General features: G+C 66.3%; 17 protein-coding genes. 11 read left to right on the top strand and 6 right to left on the bottom strand.

Features of this window, described 5'->3' with window-relative positions:
* The 7 genes from PMI40_RS23490 to PMI40_RS21255 form a co-directional block, all read left to right on the top strand.
* Window positions 1-128: 4Fe-4S dicluster domain-containing protein (locus PMI40_RS23490; RefSeq protein ID WP_008119745.1), on the top strand; the 128-nt coding region annotated here is incomplete at its 5' end.
* Window positions 129-182: 54 nt separating this feature from the next.
* On the top strand, window positions 183-815 hold the full coding sequence (locus PMI40_RS23035; protein WP_008119743.1) for a TetR/AcrR family transcriptional regulator: 633 nt from the start codon (window positions 183-185) through the stop codon (window positions 813-815).
* 77 nt (window positions 816-892) lie between these two features.
* Complete coding sequence (locus PMI40_RS21275; RefSeq protein WP_008119741.1) at window positions 893-2,236, top strand: PAS domain-containing sensor histidine kinase; 1,344 nt, start codon at window positions 893-895, stop codon at window positions 2,234-2,236.
* A complete protein-coding gene (locus PMI40_RS21270) occupies window positions 2,221-3,558 on the top strand; it encodes a sigma-54 dependent transcriptional regulator (protein ID WP_008119739.1) in 1,338 nt (445 codons plus the stop codon). Before PMI40_RS21275 ends, PMI40_RS21270 begins: the two co-directional genes overlap by 16 nt.
* 149 nt (window positions 3,559-3,707) lie before the next feature.
* Window positions 3,708-4,412, top strand: coding sequence for a hypothetical protein (locus tag PMI40_RS21265; protein ID WP_008119737.1), 705 nt, complete (start codon window positions 3,708-3,710; stop codon window positions 4,410-4,412).
* 87 nt (window positions 4,413-4,499) lie between these two features.
* Complete coding sequence (locus tag PMI40_RS21260) at window positions 4,500-4,847, top strand: DMT family protein (RefSeq protein ID WP_008119736.1); 348 nt, start codon at window positions 4,500-4,502, stop codon at window positions 4,845-4,847.
* A gap of 5 nt (window positions 4,848-4,852) precedes the next feature.
* A complete protein-coding gene (locus PMI40_RS21255) occupies window positions 4,853-6,079 on the top strand; it encodes an MFS transporter (protein ID WP_008119734.1) in 1,227 nt (408 codons plus the stop codon).
* On the opposite strand, the gene PMI40_RS21250 is transcribed toward PMI40_RS21255, so the two are convergent.
* The 4 genes from PMI40_RS21250 to PMI40_RS21235 all read right to left on the bottom strand — a co-directional run bounded on the left by PMI40_RS21250 (window position 6,038) and on the right by PMI40_RS21235 (window position 12,005).
* A complete protein-coding gene (locus PMI40_RS21250) occupies window positions 6,038-7,492 on the bottom strand; it encodes a cytochrome c (protein ID WP_008119732.1) in 1,455 nt (484 codons plus the stop codon). The two genes, PMI40_RS21255 and PMI40_RS21250, sit on opposite strands and share 42 nt — an antisense overlap.
* A complete protein-coding gene (locus PMI40_RS21245; RefSeq protein ID WP_008119729.1) occupies window positions 7,489-9,165 on the bottom strand; it encodes a GMC family oxidoreductase in 1,677 nt (558 codons plus the stop codon). The genes PMI40_RS21250 and PMI40_RS21245 overlap by 4 nt, the downstream gene beginning before the upstream one ends.
* A gap of 63 nt (window positions 9,166-9,228) precedes the next feature.
* On the bottom strand, window positions 9,229-9,894 hold the full coding sequence (locus tag PMI40_RS21240; RefSeq protein ID WP_008119726.1) for a sugar dehydrogenase complex small subunit: 666 nt from the start codon (window positions 9,892-9,894) through the stop codon (window positions 9,229-9,231).
* 8 nt (window positions 9,895-9,902) lie between these two features.
* Window positions 9,903-12,005: an AsmA family protein gene (locus PMI40_RS21235; protein WP_157221643.1), complete on the bottom strand. Its 2,103-nt coding sequence runs from the start codon at window positions 12,003-12,005 to the stop codon at window positions 9,903-9,905.
* A gap of 300 nt (window positions 12,006-12,305) precedes the next feature.
* On the opposite strand from PMI40_RS21235, the gene PMI40_RS21230 reads away from it, so the two are divergent.
* The 3 genes from PMI40_RS21230 to PMI40_RS21220 all read left to right on the top strand — a co-directional run bounded on the left by PMI40_RS21230 (window position 12,306) and on the right by PMI40_RS21220 (window position 14,898).
* The gene (locus tag PMI40_RS21230; RefSeq protein WP_008119721.1) at window positions 12,306-13,700 is read left to right on the top strand and encodes an iron-containing redox enzyme family protein; all 1,395 of its coding nucleotides are present in this window, start codon (window positions 12,306-12,308) and stop codon (window positions 13,698-13,700) included.
* Between the two features lie 250 nt (window positions 13,701-13,950).
* Window positions 13,951-14,487, top strand: coding sequence for an ester cyclase (locus tag PMI40_RS21225; RefSeq protein WP_157221642.1), 537 nt, complete (start codon window positions 13,951-13,953; stop codon window positions 14,485-14,487).
* A gap of 141 nt (window positions 14,488-14,628) precedes the next feature.
* Complete coding sequence (locus PMI40_RS21220; protein WP_008119717.1) at window positions 14,629-14,898, top strand: hypothetical protein; 270 nt, start codon at window positions 14,629-14,631, stop codon at window positions 14,896-14,898.
* A 12-nt stretch (window positions 14,899-14,910) separates the two neighbouring features.
* Here PMI40_RS21220 and PMI40_RS21215 read toward each other — a convergent pair whose 3' ends face one another.
* Window positions 14,911-15,102, bottom strand: coding sequence for a hypothetical protein (locus tag PMI40_RS21215; protein WP_008119715.1), 192 nt, complete (start codon window positions 15,100-15,102; stop codon window positions 14,911-14,913).
* An 89-nt stretch (window positions 15,103-15,191) separates the two neighbouring features.
* On the bottom strand, window positions 15,192-15,923 hold the full coding sequence (locus tag PMI40_RS21210) for a transporter substrate-binding domain-containing protein (protein ID WP_040502617.1): 732 nt from the start codon (window positions 15,921-15,923) through the stop codon (window positions 15,192-15,194).
* 375 nt (window positions 15,924-16,298) lie between these two features.
* Here PMI40_RS21210 and PMI40_RS21205 point away from each other — a divergent pair, with 375 nt between their 5' ends.
* On the top strand, window positions 16,299-18,638 hold the full coding sequence (locus PMI40_RS21205) for a TonB-dependent hemoglobin/transferrin/lactoferrin family receptor (RefSeq protein WP_238540992.1): 2,340 nt from the start codon (window positions 16,299-16,301) through the stop codon (window positions 18,636-18,638).
* Window position 18,639 lies beyond the last annotated feature (1 nt).

Genomic DNA, 18,639 nt, shown 5'->3' with positions numbered 1-18,639 from the left:
CGGACCGCCTGCAGATCAATGCCCAGAACTGCGTGCATTGCAAGACCTGCGACATCAAGGACCCGACCCAGAATATCGTGTGGGTCACGCCCGAGGGCGGCGGCGGGCCCAACTATTCGGGGATGTGATCGTCGCATGCCTGGCAAGCATGCAATCGTCCAGTCATACCACCGTAGCCCGCCATGACCTCTTCCAGCCACGTGACCGAAGCCGTTCGACGAATTCCCAAGCAGGAGCGGGCGCAGCGCCGCATACAGGACATCCTGCGCAGCGCCGATCGACTGATCGGGGAGAAGGGGCTCACCGGCACCACCATGACCGACATCGCACAGTCGTCGGGCACCTCCATCGGTGCCATCTACCAGTATTTCCCGAACAAGGAAATGCTGGTCGCTGCCATGCGCGCGCGTTGCCTGGAAAAACTGGATGCGCTGCTGTCACCGCTATCGGCCACCCCGGCCGCACCCGATATCACCGCGCTGGCGCATGCGCTGGCCGACCTGCTGGTGTCGTTCTCGGCGCAGTGCCCGGCCTATCGGCACCTGTTCTTCTCGACCGAGCCCGGCTTTCGCCATGACGCCGACGACCTGCGCCTGATCAAGCGCTTCGGCAAGCTCTTCTCGGTCCAATGCCGGGCACTGTCGAGCGCGCAACTGGCCGCCGTCACCGGGACTGCCGTGATCATCATCAAGGGCTTGCTCGACGTCGGCGCCCGGATGCAATGGGAAAGGCAGGGGCAGTTGGTCGACGAGATCAAGTTCGCCCTGGCGTCTTACCTGGCAAGCCGTTGCAGGCCTCTTTCCGATGGCGCATGAACCGCGCAGCGGGTGTGACGACAGCCATTCGTCAGTTCGGTGTGGGACAATGTTCCGCACCACGACAAGGAGGGCTCGTGCAACGCCAGCACACCATCAAACGCGACCTGATGATTCTCTGGGCCTTCATTGCGCTCATCGCGCTGGTGCTGGCCTGGTTGTTGTTGCAGCTCAGTCGGCAGGGCGCCGCCGCACAGGTGGAACAGGCCAGCCGGCAGATCGGCTTGAGTTGCCAGGCCATGAGCGCCGACGCGACCCGTGTGCGGGTCACCGGCGTTGCCGCCGCCCAGGCGGTGATCGACCTGGCGCTGCGTGACCAGCCAGGCGTGGAGGGTGGTTTCTGGGACGATGGCCGGGGCGTGTATGCCTATGCCTTTCCGACCTACGACGGCAGCGGCGTCAAGCGTGACGCGCCCAGCGCCGAACTGGAACGTATCGTCGCCACGGCACAGCGCGCGGCCAATGGCGCGGCCCTGGTGACGGATGTGCGCCCCGGCTTGCGTGAATCGATGGTGTTTGCCGCCTGCCCCGTCGCCGGTCTCGCCGGTACCGCCGGCGCTCCGGTGGCATGGACCCTCAAGCGCGTGCCGTTGATGAGCGCCCGGGTACTCGAACAATTGGTCTGGTCGACCTGCCTGTTGCTGGGGTTCGTCGTGCTGTCCGGCCTCTGGCTGGGATGGACGCTGGCGCGCTGGCGGCGCCAGTCGGACGGGCTGGCCGCGCGCTTGGCCCAGGCCGAGCGCATGGCAACGCTGGGGCGGGTGGCGGCCGGGCTGGCGCATGAAATACGCAATCCCGTCGGCACCATGCGCATCAAGGCTGAAAATGCCCTGGCCGCGCCGGCCGAATTGCGGCCAGCCCGCATCTCGGGTGCGCTGGAGGCGGTACTGGAACAGACTGCCCGACTGGAGACGCTGGTGTCGAGCCTGCTGGCGCTGGGGCAACCGTTTCATGTCCGTCCACAGCGCATCGATCTGCGCGACTGGCTGCGAGAGCGGCGCCAGATGCACGAAGAAGCCGCCGCCCGCGGCGGCGTGCAGATCGAGCTCGAGATCGACCAGGCCAGCCTTGCCGATGGCGTCGGCGCCGTGGTGCTCGATCCGCTGCAGATGGGGCGCGCGCTGGACAACCTGTTGCTCAACGCCCTGGCGGTTTGCCGGGCCGGTGGGACGATCGTGATCGGCGCGCGGCGCCTGCGAGGCGATCGTCTCGGATTATGGATCGCCGACGATGGCCCCGGGGTAGCCCCGGCGTTGCGGCAGCGCCTGTTCGACCCCTTCGTGAGCGACCGCGTCGGCGGCACCGGGCTTGGCCTGGCGCTGGTGCGCGAGATCGTCGAGGCGCATGGCGGGCATATCGTGCTGGCCGGTACCGATGCCGGCGCACGCTTTGACATGGAGTTGCCATGGCACGCATCCTGATCGTCGACGACGACGCCGCCTTTCGCAGCGGCCTGGCCGAAGTGCTGTGCGACCTCGGTCACCGGGTGCTGGAAGCAGCCAGCACCGAGGCCGGCTTGCAATGCCTGGGGCGCACCCAGGTCGATGCTGCCATCGTCGACCTGCGCATGCCGGGCGAGGATGGCCTTGCCTTCATGCGCCGGGCGCAGGCCCTGGCGCCGCTTCCCTGCATCATGCTGACCGCCTATGCCAGCGGCGACAATACCATCGAGGCCATGCGGCTGGGGGCATTCGACCACCTGACCAAGCCGGTGGCGCGCAGCACCCTGGTCCAGACGCTGGCGCGCCTGCTGCAGCAAACGAGCGCGGCCGAGCCGGCATTGCCGCCGGCGCCGGCCGGCGCACCGGCCGACCGGCACGAGCTGGTCGGCAACAGCGAAGCGATGCGCCAGGTATTCAAGCAGGTGGGCAGGGCCGCTGCCAGCGACGCCACCGTGTTGGTGCTGGGCGAAACCGGGACCGGCAAGGAGCTGGTGGCCCGGGCGCTGCATCGCAACAGCGGGCGTGCCAACGGGCCCTTCGTGGCGGTCAATTGTGCCGCCATGGCGTCCGAACTGATCGAGAGCGAACTGTTCGGTCACGTCAAGGGCGCTTTCACCGGCGCCAGCACGGCACGCCCCGGCCGCTTTGTCGAGGCCCATGGGGGCACCCTGTTTCTCGACGAGATCGGCGACATGGCGCTGGCGACCCAGGCCAAGATCCTGCGCGTGCTGCAGGAACGCGAGGTCATGCCACTGGGTGGCAACCGGCTCACGCCGGTGGACGTGCGCATCGTCGCCGCCACCCATCGCGACCTGCCGCAAGAGATCCGGCAGGGCCGCTTTCGCGAAGATCTCTGGTATCGATTGCAGGTACTGCCGATCACCATCCCGGCGCTACGCGAACGCCCGGGCGATATCCTGCAGATCGCCGAGCATTTCCTGCGCCTGCTGGGCGGCGATGCGCCCAAGCGGATCGGCCCGGACGCGGCCAGGCAGTTGCTGGCGCATGCCTGGCCCGGCAACGTGCGCGAACTGCGCAACCAGATGGAACGCGCCGCCGTGCTCAGCCAGGGGCGCTGCATCGGCGCCGAACACCTGGCGCTGTCGACGGTACCGCCCATCGGCAACAGCGTGGAAGTCGCCTGGGACGGCAAGCTGGACCAGGTCCTGGCGCAGGTGGAGCGGACCATGATCCGGCGCGCGCTGGCCGCGGCCGATGACAACCGCGCCGAGGCCGCGCGCCGGCTCGGCATCTCGCGCCAACAGCTCTATCGCAAGCTGGACGAACACGGGCTCCATTGAGCCGGGTGTCCGTCCTGCGGACGTCACGGTGTCGCCATGGCGGACAGCATGCCTGTGCCGAACTTTCCAAGGCATTGATTTATAAGGCTTATTTTCTTGGCATATTGCTTGCTGGAGGTGAACTGCTGTCATCACATCCAGGAGTTGCCATGTTCAAATTCGCTCGTTCATCGTCGTCCCGCCAGGCCGTCGCCGGCCTGTCGTTGTTCGGTGCGCTGCTGTGCCACAGTGCGTGGGCCTTGCCGCCGGCGGAACCGGCGCCACCCGCGGCAGCCGCGGCCGCACCCGGGGCGGTCGTGCTGAACCAGGCGCCAGCGGCCCAAGGCAGTGTCGATCGGCTGTTGATCAATCCCTATGGCGAAGTCGATGGCTTGCTGATGCGCGATCGCACGGTGGTCAAGCTGGCCCCGCATCTATCGGCCGCGGTGGTGGCCGCAGTGGCACCCGGCCAGGTGGTGCGGGTGTTCGGCCTGGTCGAGCCGGGGCGCAGCGTCAAGGCCGATGCGCTGCTCAACCTGGCCACCGGGCAGGTGGTGATCGACCGGCCGCCCGGCATCGACAGCGCCGCACCGCTGCCGCCGCACCTGCGGGCGGCACAATTGCGCCAACTCGATGTCGAAGGTCGGGTCGACCTGGTGCTGACGGGACCACGCGGGGAAGTCAACGGCGTGATCCTGGACAACGGCGGCATCGTGCGGTTCGCGCCGGATGGCTTGCGCTCGCCGTTGCAGCAAGGCATGCCGTTCGCCGCTACCGGGTTGGGCACCCGCAATGCCTATGGCACTGCCATCGAGGCCATCAGCACCGGCGCCAGCCTGGGCACGCAGCAACAGATCCAGGAGCCCCTACGCTAGTGGCCACCGCTTCGCTGCCGGTTGCGGCATCGGGCTTGCCCGGTCCGCCCCCGGCCTGTCCATCCACCCTGATGAAAAAATAAAACCATGTCGCCACGCTTGCTTCCCATCGTTTTCCTGATCGTCTCGAACGTCTTCATGACCTTCGCCTGGTATGGGCACCTGAAGTTCACCGGGCGGCCCTTGTACCAGGTCATCCTGGTCAGCTGGCTGATCGCATTGGCCGAATATTGCTTTGCCGTGCCCGCCAATCGGATCGGCCATACGGTGTATAACGCGGCCGAACTCAAGACCATGCAGGAGGTGATCACGCTGGTCGTGTTTTCGGTGTTCTCGGTGCTGTACCTGGGCGAGCAGTTCACCGTCAACCACCTGATCGGGTTCGGCCTGATCTGCGCTGGCGCGTTCTTCATCTTCAAGGGGCCGATCGGGTGAGCGACATGGCCAATGCGGTTTCGGTGGGCTGGCTGGCCCGGCTCAATTTTTTCCTGGCCGACGTGCGGGACGGGCTGGGGCCGTTTCTCGGCATCTTCCTGATGGGGCAGGGCTGGCGCGCCGATGACATCGGCTATGTGATGAGCATCGGCGGCATCGCGGGAATGCTGGCCACGACCCCGGTAGGGGCGCTGATCGACGCCACCCGGCACAAGCGCCTGGTACTGGCGGCAGCGTCGGTGCTGGTGGTGGCAGGCTCGCTGGTGCTGCTGGTGTCGACCTCGTTCGGCGTCACGTCCGTGTCGCAGGTCGGCACCGGCATCGTCGGCGCGGTGATCGGTCCGGCCCTGGCCGGGCTGACCCTGGGCATGGTCGGCCATGAGCGGCTGGCCCAGCAGCTGGGCATCAACGAGGCCTGGAATCACGCAGGCAATGTGGCTTCGGCTGCGCTGGCCGGCGCGCTCGGCTTTTACTGGGGCATCCCGGCGGTGTTCATGCTCATGGCGTCGATGTCGGTAGCGGCGCTGGCCTGCCTGTGGCGCATTCGTCCCGAGGCGATCGACCACGACATGGCGCGCGGGCTCGACCCCCAGGGCGGGCCCGGCGCCACCTTGCCGGCCTTCACCGTCTTGCGCCGATCGCGCCCGTTGATGGTGCTGGCGCTGGCGATGATGCTGTTCCATATGGGCAATGCGGCCATGCTGCCCTTGCTGGGCCAAGCCGCCATGGCGCGGGCCGAGATCGATCCCAGCCTGTTTACGGCCTTGACGGTGATCGTGGCGCAACTGGTGATGATCCCGGTGGCCCTGGCGGCCGGACGCCTGGCCATGCGGCGCGGTTACGGCCTGCTGGTGACCATGGCACTGCTGGCCTTGCCGCTGCGCGGGTTGATCGCCGGATGCTGGGCATCGCCCTGGGCGCTGATCCCGGTGCAGATGCTCGACGGCATCGGCGCCGGCCTGATGGGCGTGGCGCTGCCCGGTTTCGTCGCCCGCATCCTGCGCGGTAGCGGACACGTCAATGCCGGCTTGGGCGCGGTCATGACGATCCAGGGGGCAGGCGCCTCATTGAGTCCGGCGCTGGCCGGCGCCATCGCGTCGCGCTACGGTTACGGCATGGCGTTCCTGGCGCTGACCGGCATCGCCCTGGCGGGCCTGTTGCTGTGGTACGCAGGCGGCGGGCGGCGCGATTCAGGAACGGGCACGTCGCCGCACCATCACCAGCACCACTGACCCCAGCACCAACAGCGCCAGCAAGGCCAACGCCGGCACCATCAACGGCTGGGCCCGGGCCAGCAATGGCCGTGCGCCGCCCTGGCGCGACTGGCGCACATCGTCCTGGCTGACCTTGACGTCCGGATTGCCATATTGCTGGAGCACGTAGTTGGCGATCAGCGCGATCTGGGCGTCGCCGAGCGGGTTGACGCTCGACTGGGCGTCGAAGCGCGGCATCAATACCTCGGTCTGGCCCACCTTGCGCTCGACCCCGTACAGGATGGCGGCGATCAGGTTGTCCGCGCGGGCGGCGCCGGTGGCGCTGTTGCGTGACAGCGAGGGATAGCTCTGGTCGGCGCTGCCCCGGCCATCGGTGGCGTGGCAGCTGGCGCAATTGGCGCTGAACAGCGCCGCACCGGTGGTCAGGCTGTCGCGTTCGTTCTGGCTCTCGCGTCCACGCAGGACCGCTTCGTCGCTGCCGCGGCCGTCCTGCGCAAAGGCCGGCTTGGCATTGCCGCTGGCGGCCGGTACCACGCGCAGATAGGCGATGATGGCGCTTATATCGTCGTCGTGCAGGTGCTGCAGGCTGTTGCTGACCGCCTCGGCCATCGGCCCGGCCGCCTGGCCCTTGCCCGGCGCGCGCCCGGTCTTGAGGTATTGCCGCAGTTCGGCGTCGCTCCATCCGCCGATGCCGGCTACCGGGTCGGAGGTGATATTGGGCGCCCACCATGGACCCAATGCCGCGCCCGCCAGCAGTCGGCTGGATTGTTCGGCCATGGCCACGTTGCGAGGTGTGTGACAGGCGCCGCAATGGGCCAGTCCATTGACCAGGTAGCTGCCACGATTGACCTGCTGGCTGTAGGTCGGATCCGGCGTGTACGGCTTGCGGTCGAGGAACAGCAGGTTCCACGCGCGCATGGCCGGCCGCATGTTGAATGGAAAGGGCAGCGCCGTGGCTGCCGCCGGGCGGTCGACCGGCTCCACCCCGTGACGGAAGTAGGCGAACAGGTCGCGCACGTCCTGGTCGGTCAACAGTGCATAGCTGGTATAGGGCATGGCCGGGTACAGGTGCTTGCCGTCGGCGCGCACGCCCTGGCGCAAGGCGCGGGAAAACTGCTGCTCGCTGTAGCCGCCGATGCCGCCCACCGTCGACGGTGTGATATTGGTTGCGTAGATCGTGCCCAGCGGCGACTCGATGGCATAGCCACCGGCATACGGCTTGCCGCGCGGTGCCGTATGGCAGGCCATGCAGTCGCCGGCCACGGCCAGGTAGCGACCGCGCTCGATGCTCTGCTGCAAGGCCGGGTCGGCGGCCACTGCCGGCGCCTGGGGCGCGGCCGGCAAATCCAGCGACTGCTGCTGCGCCAGCACGGTGCCGCTGCACAACAGCCACGCCAGCGCCGCCAGGATACTTGCCAGTGGCGTGCTCATGCCGGCTCCCGCGCCAGTTGACGACTGATGTCGTCGGCCGCGCGCAAGCCCAGAGCGGCCATGCTCAGCGTGCTGTTGACCACGCTGGCCGAGGGCATCGCGCCGCCGCCCGGCAGCCACAGGTTGGCATGGTCGTGCGCGCGGCAATTGCCGTCGACCACCGAGGTGCGACGGTCGCTGCCCATGATGGTGCCACCCATGATGTGGTTGTTGGCATTGAGGCTCTGGGTGATGTTGAACTCGACCGCCTTGAACAGGCTGCCGATATGTTCCAGCTGCTTGTGCGCGGCCTCGGCGCCCTTGCGTACATAGTCGCCGACGTCGTAGTAGATGTCGGGGCAGGCCAGTCCTAGCGGATCGCGCCGGGTGCTGCTCAGGGTCAGCCGGTTGTGGGCCTCGGGCAGTGGTTCCAGGCTGATCGAGAAATCGACGCCATACACCGCACGACGGCGGATCTCGTCGTCGAGCTCGCGCCCGACCAACCCCATCTTGAGTGCCTGCTGCGTGGCCGGTGCCACGCGCGTGATGTTGTTGAGGATCATCTTGTTGGACGAATACTGCGACCTGAACTGGCCATCGCGCGGACCTACCAGGCAACTGCTCTGGGCCGGCCCGCGTCCGGTCCATATCGGCTCGCTGGCCAGGAAGGTGCAGTGGAAGCCCGAGTGGTCCATCATGTTGCGCCCCACCTGGTCGGACGAATTGGCGATGCCGCGCGGATTGGCCTGGTTGGCCGCCAGCAGCAGCAGGCGGGGCGTCTCGATCCCGTTGCAGGCCAGCACGAAGGCGCGCCCGGTGGCACGGTGCGACTTGCGCTGGGCATCGTACCAGTGCACTGCCGTGACCCGGTTGTCGTGGTCGGTGTCGACCCGGTACACCACCGACTGCGCCAGCACCCTGGCGCCTTTCTGCTCGGCGTACTGGACGTGGTGGATGCCGTTGTACATGGCGCCGATGGGGCAGATCGGCTGGCAATTGTTGTTGCCGCAACAGGTCGGCCGCCCGCGCCACGGACGGGTGCTGCGGCCCTGCGGGATGGGCACGGCGCGGTAGCCGTGCGGATTGACGATCTCGGCTACGCGCTGGTCGCCGTAGTTCCACGGCACCATGTCCATCGGATAGGGCCTGCTGCGCTCGACCGGCGATTGCAAGGCCGGATCGTTGGGGCCGGCCACGCCCATTTCTTCCTCGGCGCGGCAATAGTACGGTTCCAGCTCGTCGTACGAGATCGGCCAGTCACGTCCTACGCCATAGGTGCTCTTCATTTTCAGGTCGACCGGCAGGTGGCGCCAGCACGAGGCAGCCCAGTGCCAAGTGGTGCCGCCCACGGCACGCAGGTAGCCTTGCTGGAAGCCGTTGCCGTCCGGACCCGACAGGCCCACATAATTGTTCTTGGGGAAGTACAGCGGTGCCGGTGCCAGCGGCGACTGCGGATACAGCCCCTGGTAGTCGGAGCCGAGCCGGTTCTCGAATGGCATGTTGCGCCAGTTTTCCACCACCTGGCCACGGTCCAGCCGCAGGCCGGAATCGAGCATCAGCACCGAGTGGCCGGCCGCAGCCAACTGGTCGGCCATCATGGCGCCGACCACGCCGGCGCCGACGATGATGACATCGGCCTGGGCATTGCCCTCGGCATCGAACACGGGAACGCGGGAACGGGTGGGGGTGGGCATCGGATGGCCTCTTCATGTTGGATTGGCGCGGGTCGGGCTGGCAGTCTGGTGGCTGCGCGGCCGTCAGTGCGGGCTGGCCTTCGGTTCCGGGTTGCCGGTGGTCGCCGGCGGCGGCGCCTGTGGCGCCACCGGTGCCGATACGCGCACCGGTGGCGGGGCGTGGGTCCACCATAGCGGCCCGTAGTTGCAATAGGTAGGTACGGTCTGGCCATCGGCCACCGGGCGATACATCAATGCCTGGGCGTAGGCCACCACCACGGCGGTCTTGCCGGCGCCGACGGTACCGGTGTACCAGGCCGTGACGATGGCCATGGTGAGATCGCGCAGGCCGGCGGCGCTGGCCGCGTCCAGCAGGACGCGCGCGGCAGGGACCGGCCGGCCGGTAGGTGTTGCCAGCGCGGCCAGACCCGGCAGCAGCTGGTCGAACGACGGGAAGTCGCGCCGCATGGCCAGTTCGATACGGGCCGCCGTCACCGGGTCGAGGTCATCGTGCTCGGTGATGGCGCGCGAGAAGGCGACGAAGCCGGGCGAGGCCTGTGCCACCGGTGCGCCCGCGGCGATGGCGCTTGCGCCGCCGGTGGCACCCACCACCAGCGCGCCCGCTCGCCACAATGGATTGGACCAAAGCAGGCCGGCGCCGGCCACCAGCCCGGCCTTGAGCAACAGGCGACGACCGTGTGCGGGCGCCGGCCCGGTTCCTGGTACGGCAGGAGGGAGATCGGGTTTCATGCGATGCTTTACTTTGCCTGTTGGGCGCGCTTGACGTCGCCGTCGGTCACCGGCTTGGCCGGGGCCTTGGTGGCGGGTGCCTTGGGAGCGGCCCGGGTCTTTTCGGATTCGGCAATGGCGGCGCCACAGTTGGCATCCGGAGCGCGGCTCACGTTGACCAGCGGCAACACCGCAGCCAGCGGGTTGATCGCCGCCAGGGCGATCGCCGCACCCGCCTTCAACGCCAGCGGACCCTTGTAGGGACCGACATCGGGGTCGGCAAAGGTGCCCTTGGCATACAGGGGCGTGCGCAGCGAGATCACGCGCGGTCCCTTGGTACGGGGACGAATGTCGAGATCGAGCTTTTCCTGGGCGGCGTCGACGTTGCCGCTCACTTCCACCAGGGCATCGTCGGTATCGAGCACGAAGCGGCGCACATCGGCGCGGCCATTGGTGACCTTGAAGTCGCTGGCCAGGCAGTTCATGTGTACCTGCTTGTCGCCGAACAGCTTGACGAAGACCGCGTTGGCGATGTTCAGGCCGGCCGCCTCCAGGATGAATTCGCTTACCGAGCCTTCCGTCACCACGGCACTGATCTCGCCGTTGGCGCTGCCGACCATGGCGGCGACCGAATTGCCGTGCCCGGTCAGCGCGGCATCGCCGTTGACTTCACCGAAGCTGGCCTGCATCGACTGCACCTTCGGGAACAAGGCCTTGATCTTCAGGTGGCGTGCGGCCAGCCGGATCTGCGCCTCGATCTGGCGCTGGCGGCCATCCAGCGAGATATTGGAGGTGATGTTGCCTTCGGCCATGCCGAAGTCCAGCGGCGTCAAGGTCAGCACGCGGTCCTTCATGTGGATCTCGGCCACGATGTCCTGCAGCGGGATATCGTGGGTGCGCACCAGCTTCTTGCCGGTGAACTTGACATCGGCGTCGAGCGCGCCCCACTTCTCGGGATTGAATTGCTCCACCGGCACCGCCTTGCCTTCCGGTTGCACCGGCGCCTTGTCGCGCGCCTTCTTGCTTTCGTTGCTGTCGGCGCCGATGGTCGGACCAAGGTCTTCCAGGCGCAGCTGGCGCGAGGTCAATGCACCGCGCAGCAGCGGTCGTGGCTGGCGCGTGAGGTATTCGAGCGTGCCGGCCAGGTCGCTGCCGCCGACGGTACCGGTGAAGTCGCGGTAGGTCCAGTCCCAGTTGTCACCGTTCTTCTTGCCCAACAGGCGACCGCGCGTGGCGTAGGCAGGGGTCTCCGGCAACAGCACGCCGGTCAATGGATACAGGTTGGCCATGCTGTCGCCGCCCAGTGACAGTGCCAGGTCGATGCCCGACAGCGAACGGGGATCGGTCAGCGTGCCATCCACGGCGATACGGTTCTTGCCCAGCGCGGCGCTGGCCTGGACCGGATAGACGGTCTTTTCATCTTCCAGCTGCAGCAGCGCGCCAGCCTTGCCCGAACCCTTGATGGGCGCCTTGCGATAGGTGCCGCCGAGATCGAAGCGCAGGCCGAACTTGGGGATCGATTGATTGGCGGCGGGCGCGGCCGCCAGGTTCGATTCGCCGGCGATGGAGGCGACGTCGGCCTTCAGGTCCAGCGCGATGGCTTCGTCCAGGTAGCGCAGCTTGCCGTCGGCAAAGGCCAGGCGCTGTATTTCGACGCTCCAGGCCGAGGGCTTGTCATCCTTGTCGTCCTGCTTGAAGGTCCACGAATTACGGCCATCGATACGTCGTTCCAGCGCCACGTTCGGCGCTTCCAGTTCGACATCGGTCAGCACGGCGCGCTTGCTCAGCAAGGCCAACGGATGCAAGGCCACCACCACGCGGCCGGCGCTGACCATGTCGGGGCCGACCCCGCTCCAGTCGGGGTTGCCCATGTGGACATCGGCGGCGCTGATGCGGGGGCGCGGCACGTAGCGACGCCAGCCAGGTTCGGTTTCCAGGCCACGCGAGAATGCCACCTTGAGGTCGCCGCGGATGGCAAAGGTACGCCCCGTGGCCTGCGAGACCTTGTCATTGATGAAGGGACGCGCGCGGTTCCAGTCGAAGGTGACGATGAAGATGATCACGGCGGCCAGTAGTACCGCCAATGCAACAACGATGATCGAAACGATCTTGATGGGCTTGGAGAGAGTCATTAGTTTTTGTCCGCTGTCGTCCGGGCCTGTGCCCGACACCCAGCACGCCAAGTTGCCGATGTGCTCATTGTCGGCAGGGGGACGACACGCTCCTATCGGCCAATGACCCGTTAGCAAGTAGGAATTGAGGTACTCGTGTCCGTTTTCGTCTGACATCGACGACAGCCGGTGGTAGTCGGCTATCGGAATGCGCCGCCGCAGCATGAAGGTTTCGACTGACTTGCATCGTCGACCTTCGCCGATGGCCGGCGGCGTCGGCACAGGGCATGCTGCCGTACCAGACCAGATTCCAGAGGACCTATGCTTTCAACGATGCATGAAGTAACGGCAGCCGAGGCTGCATCGCGCGCCTATCGCCACCGGGGCGTGGCCAGCGCACGCGAGGTGGTGGCACTGTTGGGCGGTGCCCGGGTCGACGCGGCCGGCTTGCGTATGGGCAAGGACTACCTGGCGCATCAAATGGAGCTGGCCGCCGGGCTCGAGTGCGACCTGCCAGCCGATGCGGCGCAATTGACGGCATGGATCGAACAACGCGCGCAACAGGTGGGTGAGCAGTACGAGCAATACCTGGCACAGCGACGCGATGGCGCCGGCCGCCGTTTTTTCAGCTCGCGCGCGCATGCATTGCATTTCCTGGTGACGGTGGCGCCGACCAAGCTGGTGGACGGCGCCTGGCTGTATGGCAGCCTGCGTTGCTGGGCCGATCCACTGGCCCGCCCCCTGGTGCTGACTTACCTGGAAGAGTTGGGTGACGGCGTGCCCGAGATGAACCACGTGGCCATGTATCGCCATTTGCTGGCACGCCATGACGGCGACATGCACCTGCCGCAGGACGACACGTTCTATGTGCAGGCCGCCATCCAGCTGGCGCTGGGGCATCATGCGGACCAATTGCTGCCCGAGGCGATCGGCTTCAACCTGGGTTACGAACAGCTGCCGCTGCATCTGCTGATCACCGCCTATGAGCTCAACGAGTTGGGTATCGACCCTTACTATTTCACCTTGCACGTCACCATCGATAACGCCGCCAGCGGCCACGCCGCCAAGGCTGCGGCGGCGGTGGTCGACGCCGCCGCTGCGCAGGCCGACCCGCAGGATTTCATGCGACGGGTGCGACGCGGTTATCTGTTGAATGACCTGGGGGCCAGTACCACCGACATCATCGCCGGCTTCGATATCGATGGCGAAGTGGTGCGCATGCTGGCGGGCAAGGCCCGCTACGGCAGCCACATGCATTCCGACTATTGCCGCTTCGGCGGCAAGACGGTCAATCAGTGGCTGCAGGACCCGGGATCGACGGCCGACTTCCTGGCCGAACTGGAAAAGAGCAAATGGATCGAGCGCGGTCGTGCTGCCGACGACAGCCGCTTCTGGCGCCTGATCGAACGCGCCGGTGGCGAGATGTTCGGGGTCTTCGACAGCTACGAAAAGCAGCTGCTCAAGGACTGGATAGAGCAGGGCTGGACCGATGCGCCACCGATTCGCAGTTTCCGGGCCGCCGCGCGCTTGCGTGAACGCCAGGCTGGCGTGGCGCCGGCCAGCGGTACCTTAGGCACCCATGGCGCTGCGTCGCCGGCCAGCCATGTGCCGGGTGACCTGGCGGGTCTGGTCGCGCAGCTGTCGCCCGGTCGGCATCACACGCCCGCCGGTCTGGCCGCCACCCGTGCATTCAGTGCGCTGTACCGTGCGCAATAGTCCGCTGCCTCAGGCGCTCGGAAACCAGGTCGCATGCCCACCCGCGGCACGGTCACGGTCTGGCTGCGGGCGCCGGCCGCCAGCGGGGCGAGGATGTTCTTGTGCATGTGGACCCGAGGAGGGCGAGCTCAGGTAAAGAGTGGCCTGCATCTTGGGTTGCCGCTGCCGGGATCGCTATTGTCTGTGGGGATAGCACGCCCGGTGCGCCATGCAATGGATCGGCTGTTGCCATGGCGGCGCTTTTGTCAGCATGCCGATCACCCAGTCCACCGAAGCCATCATGTCCCTCTCGCGCATCGCCTGCTGTATCGCCCTCGTTTCAAGTATTGCCGGTTGCGCCGACATGGCGCCGCAGAAAGTGCCGGTGGCCGAGCAATCGCCGCCGTCGACCGACCGCAGCGCGGCCAACGCGGCACGCAACAAGCAGCGTGCGCTGGCCTTCTATGGCGAATTCTTCAACCGCCACGACCTGTCTGCCGCCGAGCGCTATATCGCCCCCGGCTACATCCAGCACAATCCGCGCGTGGCCAACGGGCGTGATGCCTTCGTCGCCGCCTTTGCCTCCCTGTTCACGCGTTACCCGGAACGCCACAGCACCATCCACGCCGCCATGGCCGAGGGCGACCTGGTGGCGCTGCACGTGCATACCACCACGTCCAGTAGCGACATCGGCATGGCAATCGTGGATATCTTTCGCTTCGACAACACCGGTAATATCGTCGAGCATTGGGATGTGATGCAGGCTGTGCCGGCCACCACGGCCAGCGGCAACGGCATGTTCAAGTGAGGGCAGAGGCGGGCGTGCACTGATGCAGGCAAATGTTGCAGCAATGCGTAAATCCCCTCATTTAATGATGGTCGGCAACGAAATGCGGGGCATATTGCCTCTATACTTCGGTAACTTCGTTTCTGCCATTCAATATCTTCCATGGGCTCACTGACGTACAAGATGACCTACGCTGCCTGTGAGGTCACCATCGTGGGCATCGAGCTGACCGCGTGTTGGCATCTGGCGGTCGAGGTCTGCCGTCCCGGCCGCGAGCCGGTCGTATGGCGCGACCGGCGCTCGACCTTCCCCGACTTCCAGAGCCTGCGTTCGCACGGCGTGCTATGGGCCAAGCGCTTCATCGACGATGGCGCGCCCTATCAGCAAGAGCTGATGCTGCGACCCGATTACCCCGACCCCGATGCCCCTTGAGGGGGTGTGGGCTCAGCTTTCCTTGTCCTTGGGGATCTGCCCCTTTTCGACCAGCACCCCACCGCGCCCGGTACTCTGGATGCCGGCCTTGACGTTCAGGGGCGGCTGGCCGCCCATGGTGCCTTCATGGCCTTTCGGTTCCTTTTCGTAACGGGTTTCGCCGGGCGTGGTCTGGGGACGGGCCTTGTTCTCTGGATTGGGCATGATCGCTCTCCTGATGAAAAGCCCAGCCTAGCGCGGCGCTGGCCGGCGCGCTATCAGTCGATCGCGCGCCGCGCAGTCAGACAACGCCTTCACGCCGCCGGCGCCACCTGCGCCCCCTCGATGCGGTGGCGCCGCAGCGCCTCGGCCACCCGGCCCGAGGCTTTCATGTCTTCCACGAACGCGGCCAGGTAGGCTGCCGCCTGCACACCCCGGCTCTTGGGCACGCCCATTGCCTGCTGGATCACCATGAAACGCTGGTCGAGCAGGCGCAGGCCGCCCAGCGTGGCGATATCGTGTTCCAGTACCTGCTTCACGCCGGCGGCGACCTCGACATCGCTGGCCAGGAAGTGCGCCGCCACGCTGGGCGAGCTTGCTACCCGCACCATCGTGGCCTGGGCCAGGTGGCGTGTGAGGTAGAGGTCGTAGGCGCTGCCCTGGCCGACCATCACCCGTGTGCCGGCGCGGTCGACCTGGTCGCTGGTGGCCAGGGGCGACGATTGGCGCACCATGTAGTAACCCTCGATCAGCACGTAGGGGGCGGTAAAGGCAATCTGCTGGCCGCGCAGCGGATCGATGGCGAAGAAGCCGAAGTCGGCCTGCTCGGCGGCCACTGCCTCGACCGACTTGCCGGCCGCCTCGAACACCACCAGCTCCAGTCCGACCCCCAGTCGCTCGGCCAGGGCCGCGGCCAGGTCGACCGATACGCCGACCACCTGCCCCCGGCCGTCGCGCCCGGCCAGGATCGGGTTGCCCAGGTTGATCGAGGCACGCAGCTTGCCGGTCGGGGTCAGTGCGGAAAGGATGTCAGGGGTAGCAGGCATGGTGGCGGTACCGGGTCGGGGGAAGGCTCCCATTATGGCCGACCTCGGGTAGGCCTGCCGCCGCCGTGGCGCTTGTGCCGTTGCAGCCCAGCCGAAAGAAGTCTATTTGGTATCTGATTTTTTACGTTTTTACTGAGTGAGAATTTCGGATAAATTTGAATTTTATAGAAATTAAATGCGAATTATTCGCATTCATCGCATAGAATACGGCCCGTCAGCCGAAACACAACAACAAGACAGCGCCAAGCCCGGGGAGGGTGTACCGCCGATTCCATTGATGTTGCAGCCAGCCACACCTCATTCCACTTTTGATAAGGCTTGCACATCATGGCTCGACTTTCGCGCGTCGCTGCGACGCGTCGTTGGCGTACTTCGTTGCGTCCACTCACCTTGACCCTGGCAGTCCATGCCGCGCTCATGTCGCTGGCGGCACCGCTGTCCCATGCCCAGCAGGCAGCGGCCGGCATCGAGACGGTCGAACCCGGGGCGACCCGTACCCAGCAGAGAAAACTGCCCGACGTCCAGATCGAGGCGGCGCGCGAAGAGCAGCACAAGCCGGGCGCGATCAACAAGATCACCAAGGATGAACTGGAACGCCAGGGAGCGACCAGCTTCGGCGACGTGCTCAAGTACCAGCCGCTGGTATCGGTGCCGGGCCTGACCTCGGGCGGCACCAAGAACACCAGCGCCTATGATCATCCGGGCAGCACCAACTACAACATACGCGGGGTCGAGGGCAATCGCGTGGGCGTCGATGTCGACGACGTCGAGATGCCCGAGGCGGTGGACCGATCGGCCACCTCCGGCAGCGGGCGCGCTTCGGTGGGCAGCTTCGGCCAGGGCCGCGACTTCATCGATCCCGAGATGTTTTCTGAAGTGCAGGTCGATTCCGGCACCACCACGGCGGCCCGCCCGGCCGGTGGCATCGGCGGCGCGGTCAGCTTTCGCACCAAGTCGGCGGACGACTTCGTCAACAGCGGCAAGCCGTACTACGCCGGCGTGAAGGCCGGCTACAACTCGGCCGATCGTTCGTGGCACGAAGCCATCACCGGCGCCGGCAGTAGCGGCATGTTCGATGGCCTGATCGTGTATTCGCACCGTGACGGCCACCAGACCGACAACAACAGCGACATCCTGGGCGCCTATCCGTCGCACTGGACTTCGCATGCCGTGCTGCTCAAGGGGGGCATGCGGCTCGATGCGGAGCATCGGCTCACACTTTCGGCCGACTTCTATCGGCGCCGTAACGACCTGTCGTATTCGGCCTGGAACACCGCAGCCACGGCGGTGACCGGCCGCTCGCGCCAGGACAGCCTGACCGAGCGCGAGACGATCCAGCTGGCGCACCTGTGGACGCCATCGAACGGCTGGCTGGATCGCCTCGAGACCCGCCTGTCCTATCAGGACACCGACATGCAGGACCGCACCAACACCACCACGCTGGCCACCGGCGTGACCGACGACGTTTTCTCGCGCAACCGCAACAAGTTGCTGAGCCTGTCGTCCACCGCCACCAAGAAGATCGCCAACAACAGCCTGCGCTTTGGCGCCAACCTGAGTCGCAATCGCAACGAGCATGCGCTGACCGGCACCGCGTTCTCGTCGCAGCCGTATCCCAACACCGAAACCACCAAACTGGGCCTGTTCGCCGAGGACGAGATCGTGTTCGACCTGGGCGGCCATCGCCTGGCGATCTTGCCGGGCCTGCGCGTGGACCGTACCCGCAACAGCATCTACGACACCGACAGCTTCGGCAACACCCGCATCACCGGAGCCCAGCTCGAGACCCTGTATGGTGGCGGTTCGACCAACACCATCGTCAGCCCCAGCCTGTCGGTGGTCTATGACATCCTGCCGCGCGTGAGCGCCTACGCCCAGTGGAAGCGCAGCGGGCGCGCGCCTTCGGTGAGCGAACTGTATGGCTACTGGAACGGCGGCGGCGGGACCTATGCATTGATCGGCAACCGCAACCTGCAGAAGGAAACCAGCGACGCCTTCGATATCGGCCTGAAGGGTGCGCCGGTCGATGGCATTACCTTCAACAGTTCGCTGTTCTATACCAAGTACAAGAACTTCATCGCCTATACCCGTTACGGCCGCGCGCTCAACCCGGAGATGTTTACCGATGTGCAGGCCGGCCTGTCGACGATCTACCAGGCCGAAAACCGCGACGACGCCTACATCTACGGCGTGGAGCTGTCGACCCGCATCGACGCCGGCAAGTTGGTGCCGGCACTGAGCGGGGTCACCTCGACCTGGGCGCTGGGCTACAGCCAGGGCAAGTCCAAGAGCCGTTATGCAGGCGACAGCTACCAGGACCTGGAGTCGGTGCAACCGGCCAAGCTGATCGTCGGCCTGGGCTATGATGCCCCCGAGAAGCAATGGGGCACCAACCTGACCGGTATCTTCGTACGCGGCAAGCAGGCCAAGTCGAACTATCGCAATCTTTACCAGAACGCGGGGGCGGCGCTGCCCGACTCGACCGTGGTGTATTACCGTGTTCCCGGCTATGCCAGCTTCGACCTGACCGGCTACTGGCGCGTGGCGCGCAACGTGCGCATCACCGCCGGCATCAACAACCTGCTCGACAAGCGCTACTGGGACTACGCCAGCGCCCGCAGCCTGGAGCCGTCGGTGGCCAAGGACGCGCAGGATATCCAGTTGCAGACGCGTACCGGACGTAGCATGTTCGCGGCGGTAGCGGTCGACTTCTGAT

Origin of the sequence: Herbaspirillum sp. YR522 (assembly GCF_000282575.1) — a bacterium.
In the GTDB taxonomy this organism is placed as follows: Bacteria; Pseudomonadota; Gammaproteobacteria; order Burkholderiales; family Burkholderiaceae_D; genus Herbaspirillum.
Note: the sequence above shows the minus strand (reverse complement) of the source record. Positions and strands in the feature narration are given on the sequence as shown.

Coding starts and splice junctions, on each gene's coding strand:
- PMI40_RS21215 (WP_008119715.1), bottom strand. CDS start 15,102: ATGCCCAATCCAGAGAACAAGGCCCGTCCCCAGACCACGCCCGGCGAA.
- PMI40_RS21260 (WP_008119736.1), top strand. CDS start 4,500: ATGTCGCCACGCTTGCTTCCCATCGTTTTCCTGATCGTCTCGAACGTC.
- PMI40_RS21210 (WP_040502617.1), bottom strand. CDS start 15,923: ATGCCTGCTACCCCTGACATCCTTTCCGCACTGACCCCGACCGGCAAG.
- PMI40_RS21265 (WP_008119737.1), top strand. CDS start 3,708: ATGTTCAAATTCGCTCGTTCATCGTCGTCCCGCCAGGCCGTCGCCGGC.
- PMI40_RS21230 (WP_008119721.1), top strand. CDS start 12,306: ATGCTTTCAACGATGCATGAAGTAACGGCAGCCGAGGCTGCATCGCGC.
- PMI40_RS21240 (WP_008119726.1), bottom strand. CDS start 9,894: ATGAAACCCGATCTCCCTCCTGCCGTACCAGGAACCGGGCCGGCGCCC.
- PMI40_RS21255 (WP_008119734.1), top strand. CDS start 4,853: ATGGCCAATGCGGTTTCGGTGGGCTGGCTGGCCCGGCTCAATTTTTTC.
- PMI40_RS21225 (WP_157221642.1), top strand. CDS start 13,951: ATGCCGATCACCCAGTCCACCGAAGCCATCATGTCCCTCTCGCGCATC.
- PMI40_RS23035 (WP_008119743.1), top strand. CDS start 183: ATGACCTCTTCCAGCCACGTGACCGAAGCCGTTCGACGAATTCCCAAG.
- PMI40_RS21245 (WP_008119729.1), bottom strand. CDS start 9,165: ATGCCCACCCCCACCCGTTCCCGCGTTCCCGTGTTCGATGCCGAGGGC.
- PMI40_RS21235 (WP_157221643.1), bottom strand. CDS start 12,005: ATGACTCTCTCCAAGCCCATCAAGATCGTTTCGATCATCGTTGTTGCA.
- PMI40_RS21250 (WP_008119732.1), bottom strand. CDS start 7,492: ATGAGCACGCCACTGGCAAGTATCCTGGCGGCGCTGGCGTGGCTGTTG.
- PMI40_RS21220 (WP_008119717.1), top strand. CDS start 14,629: ATGGGCTCACTGACGTACAAGATGACCTACGCTGCCTGTGAGGTCACC.
- PMI40_RS21270 (WP_008119739.1), top strand. CDS start 2,221: ATGGCACGCATCCTGATCGTCGACGACGACGCCGCCTTTCGCAGCGGC.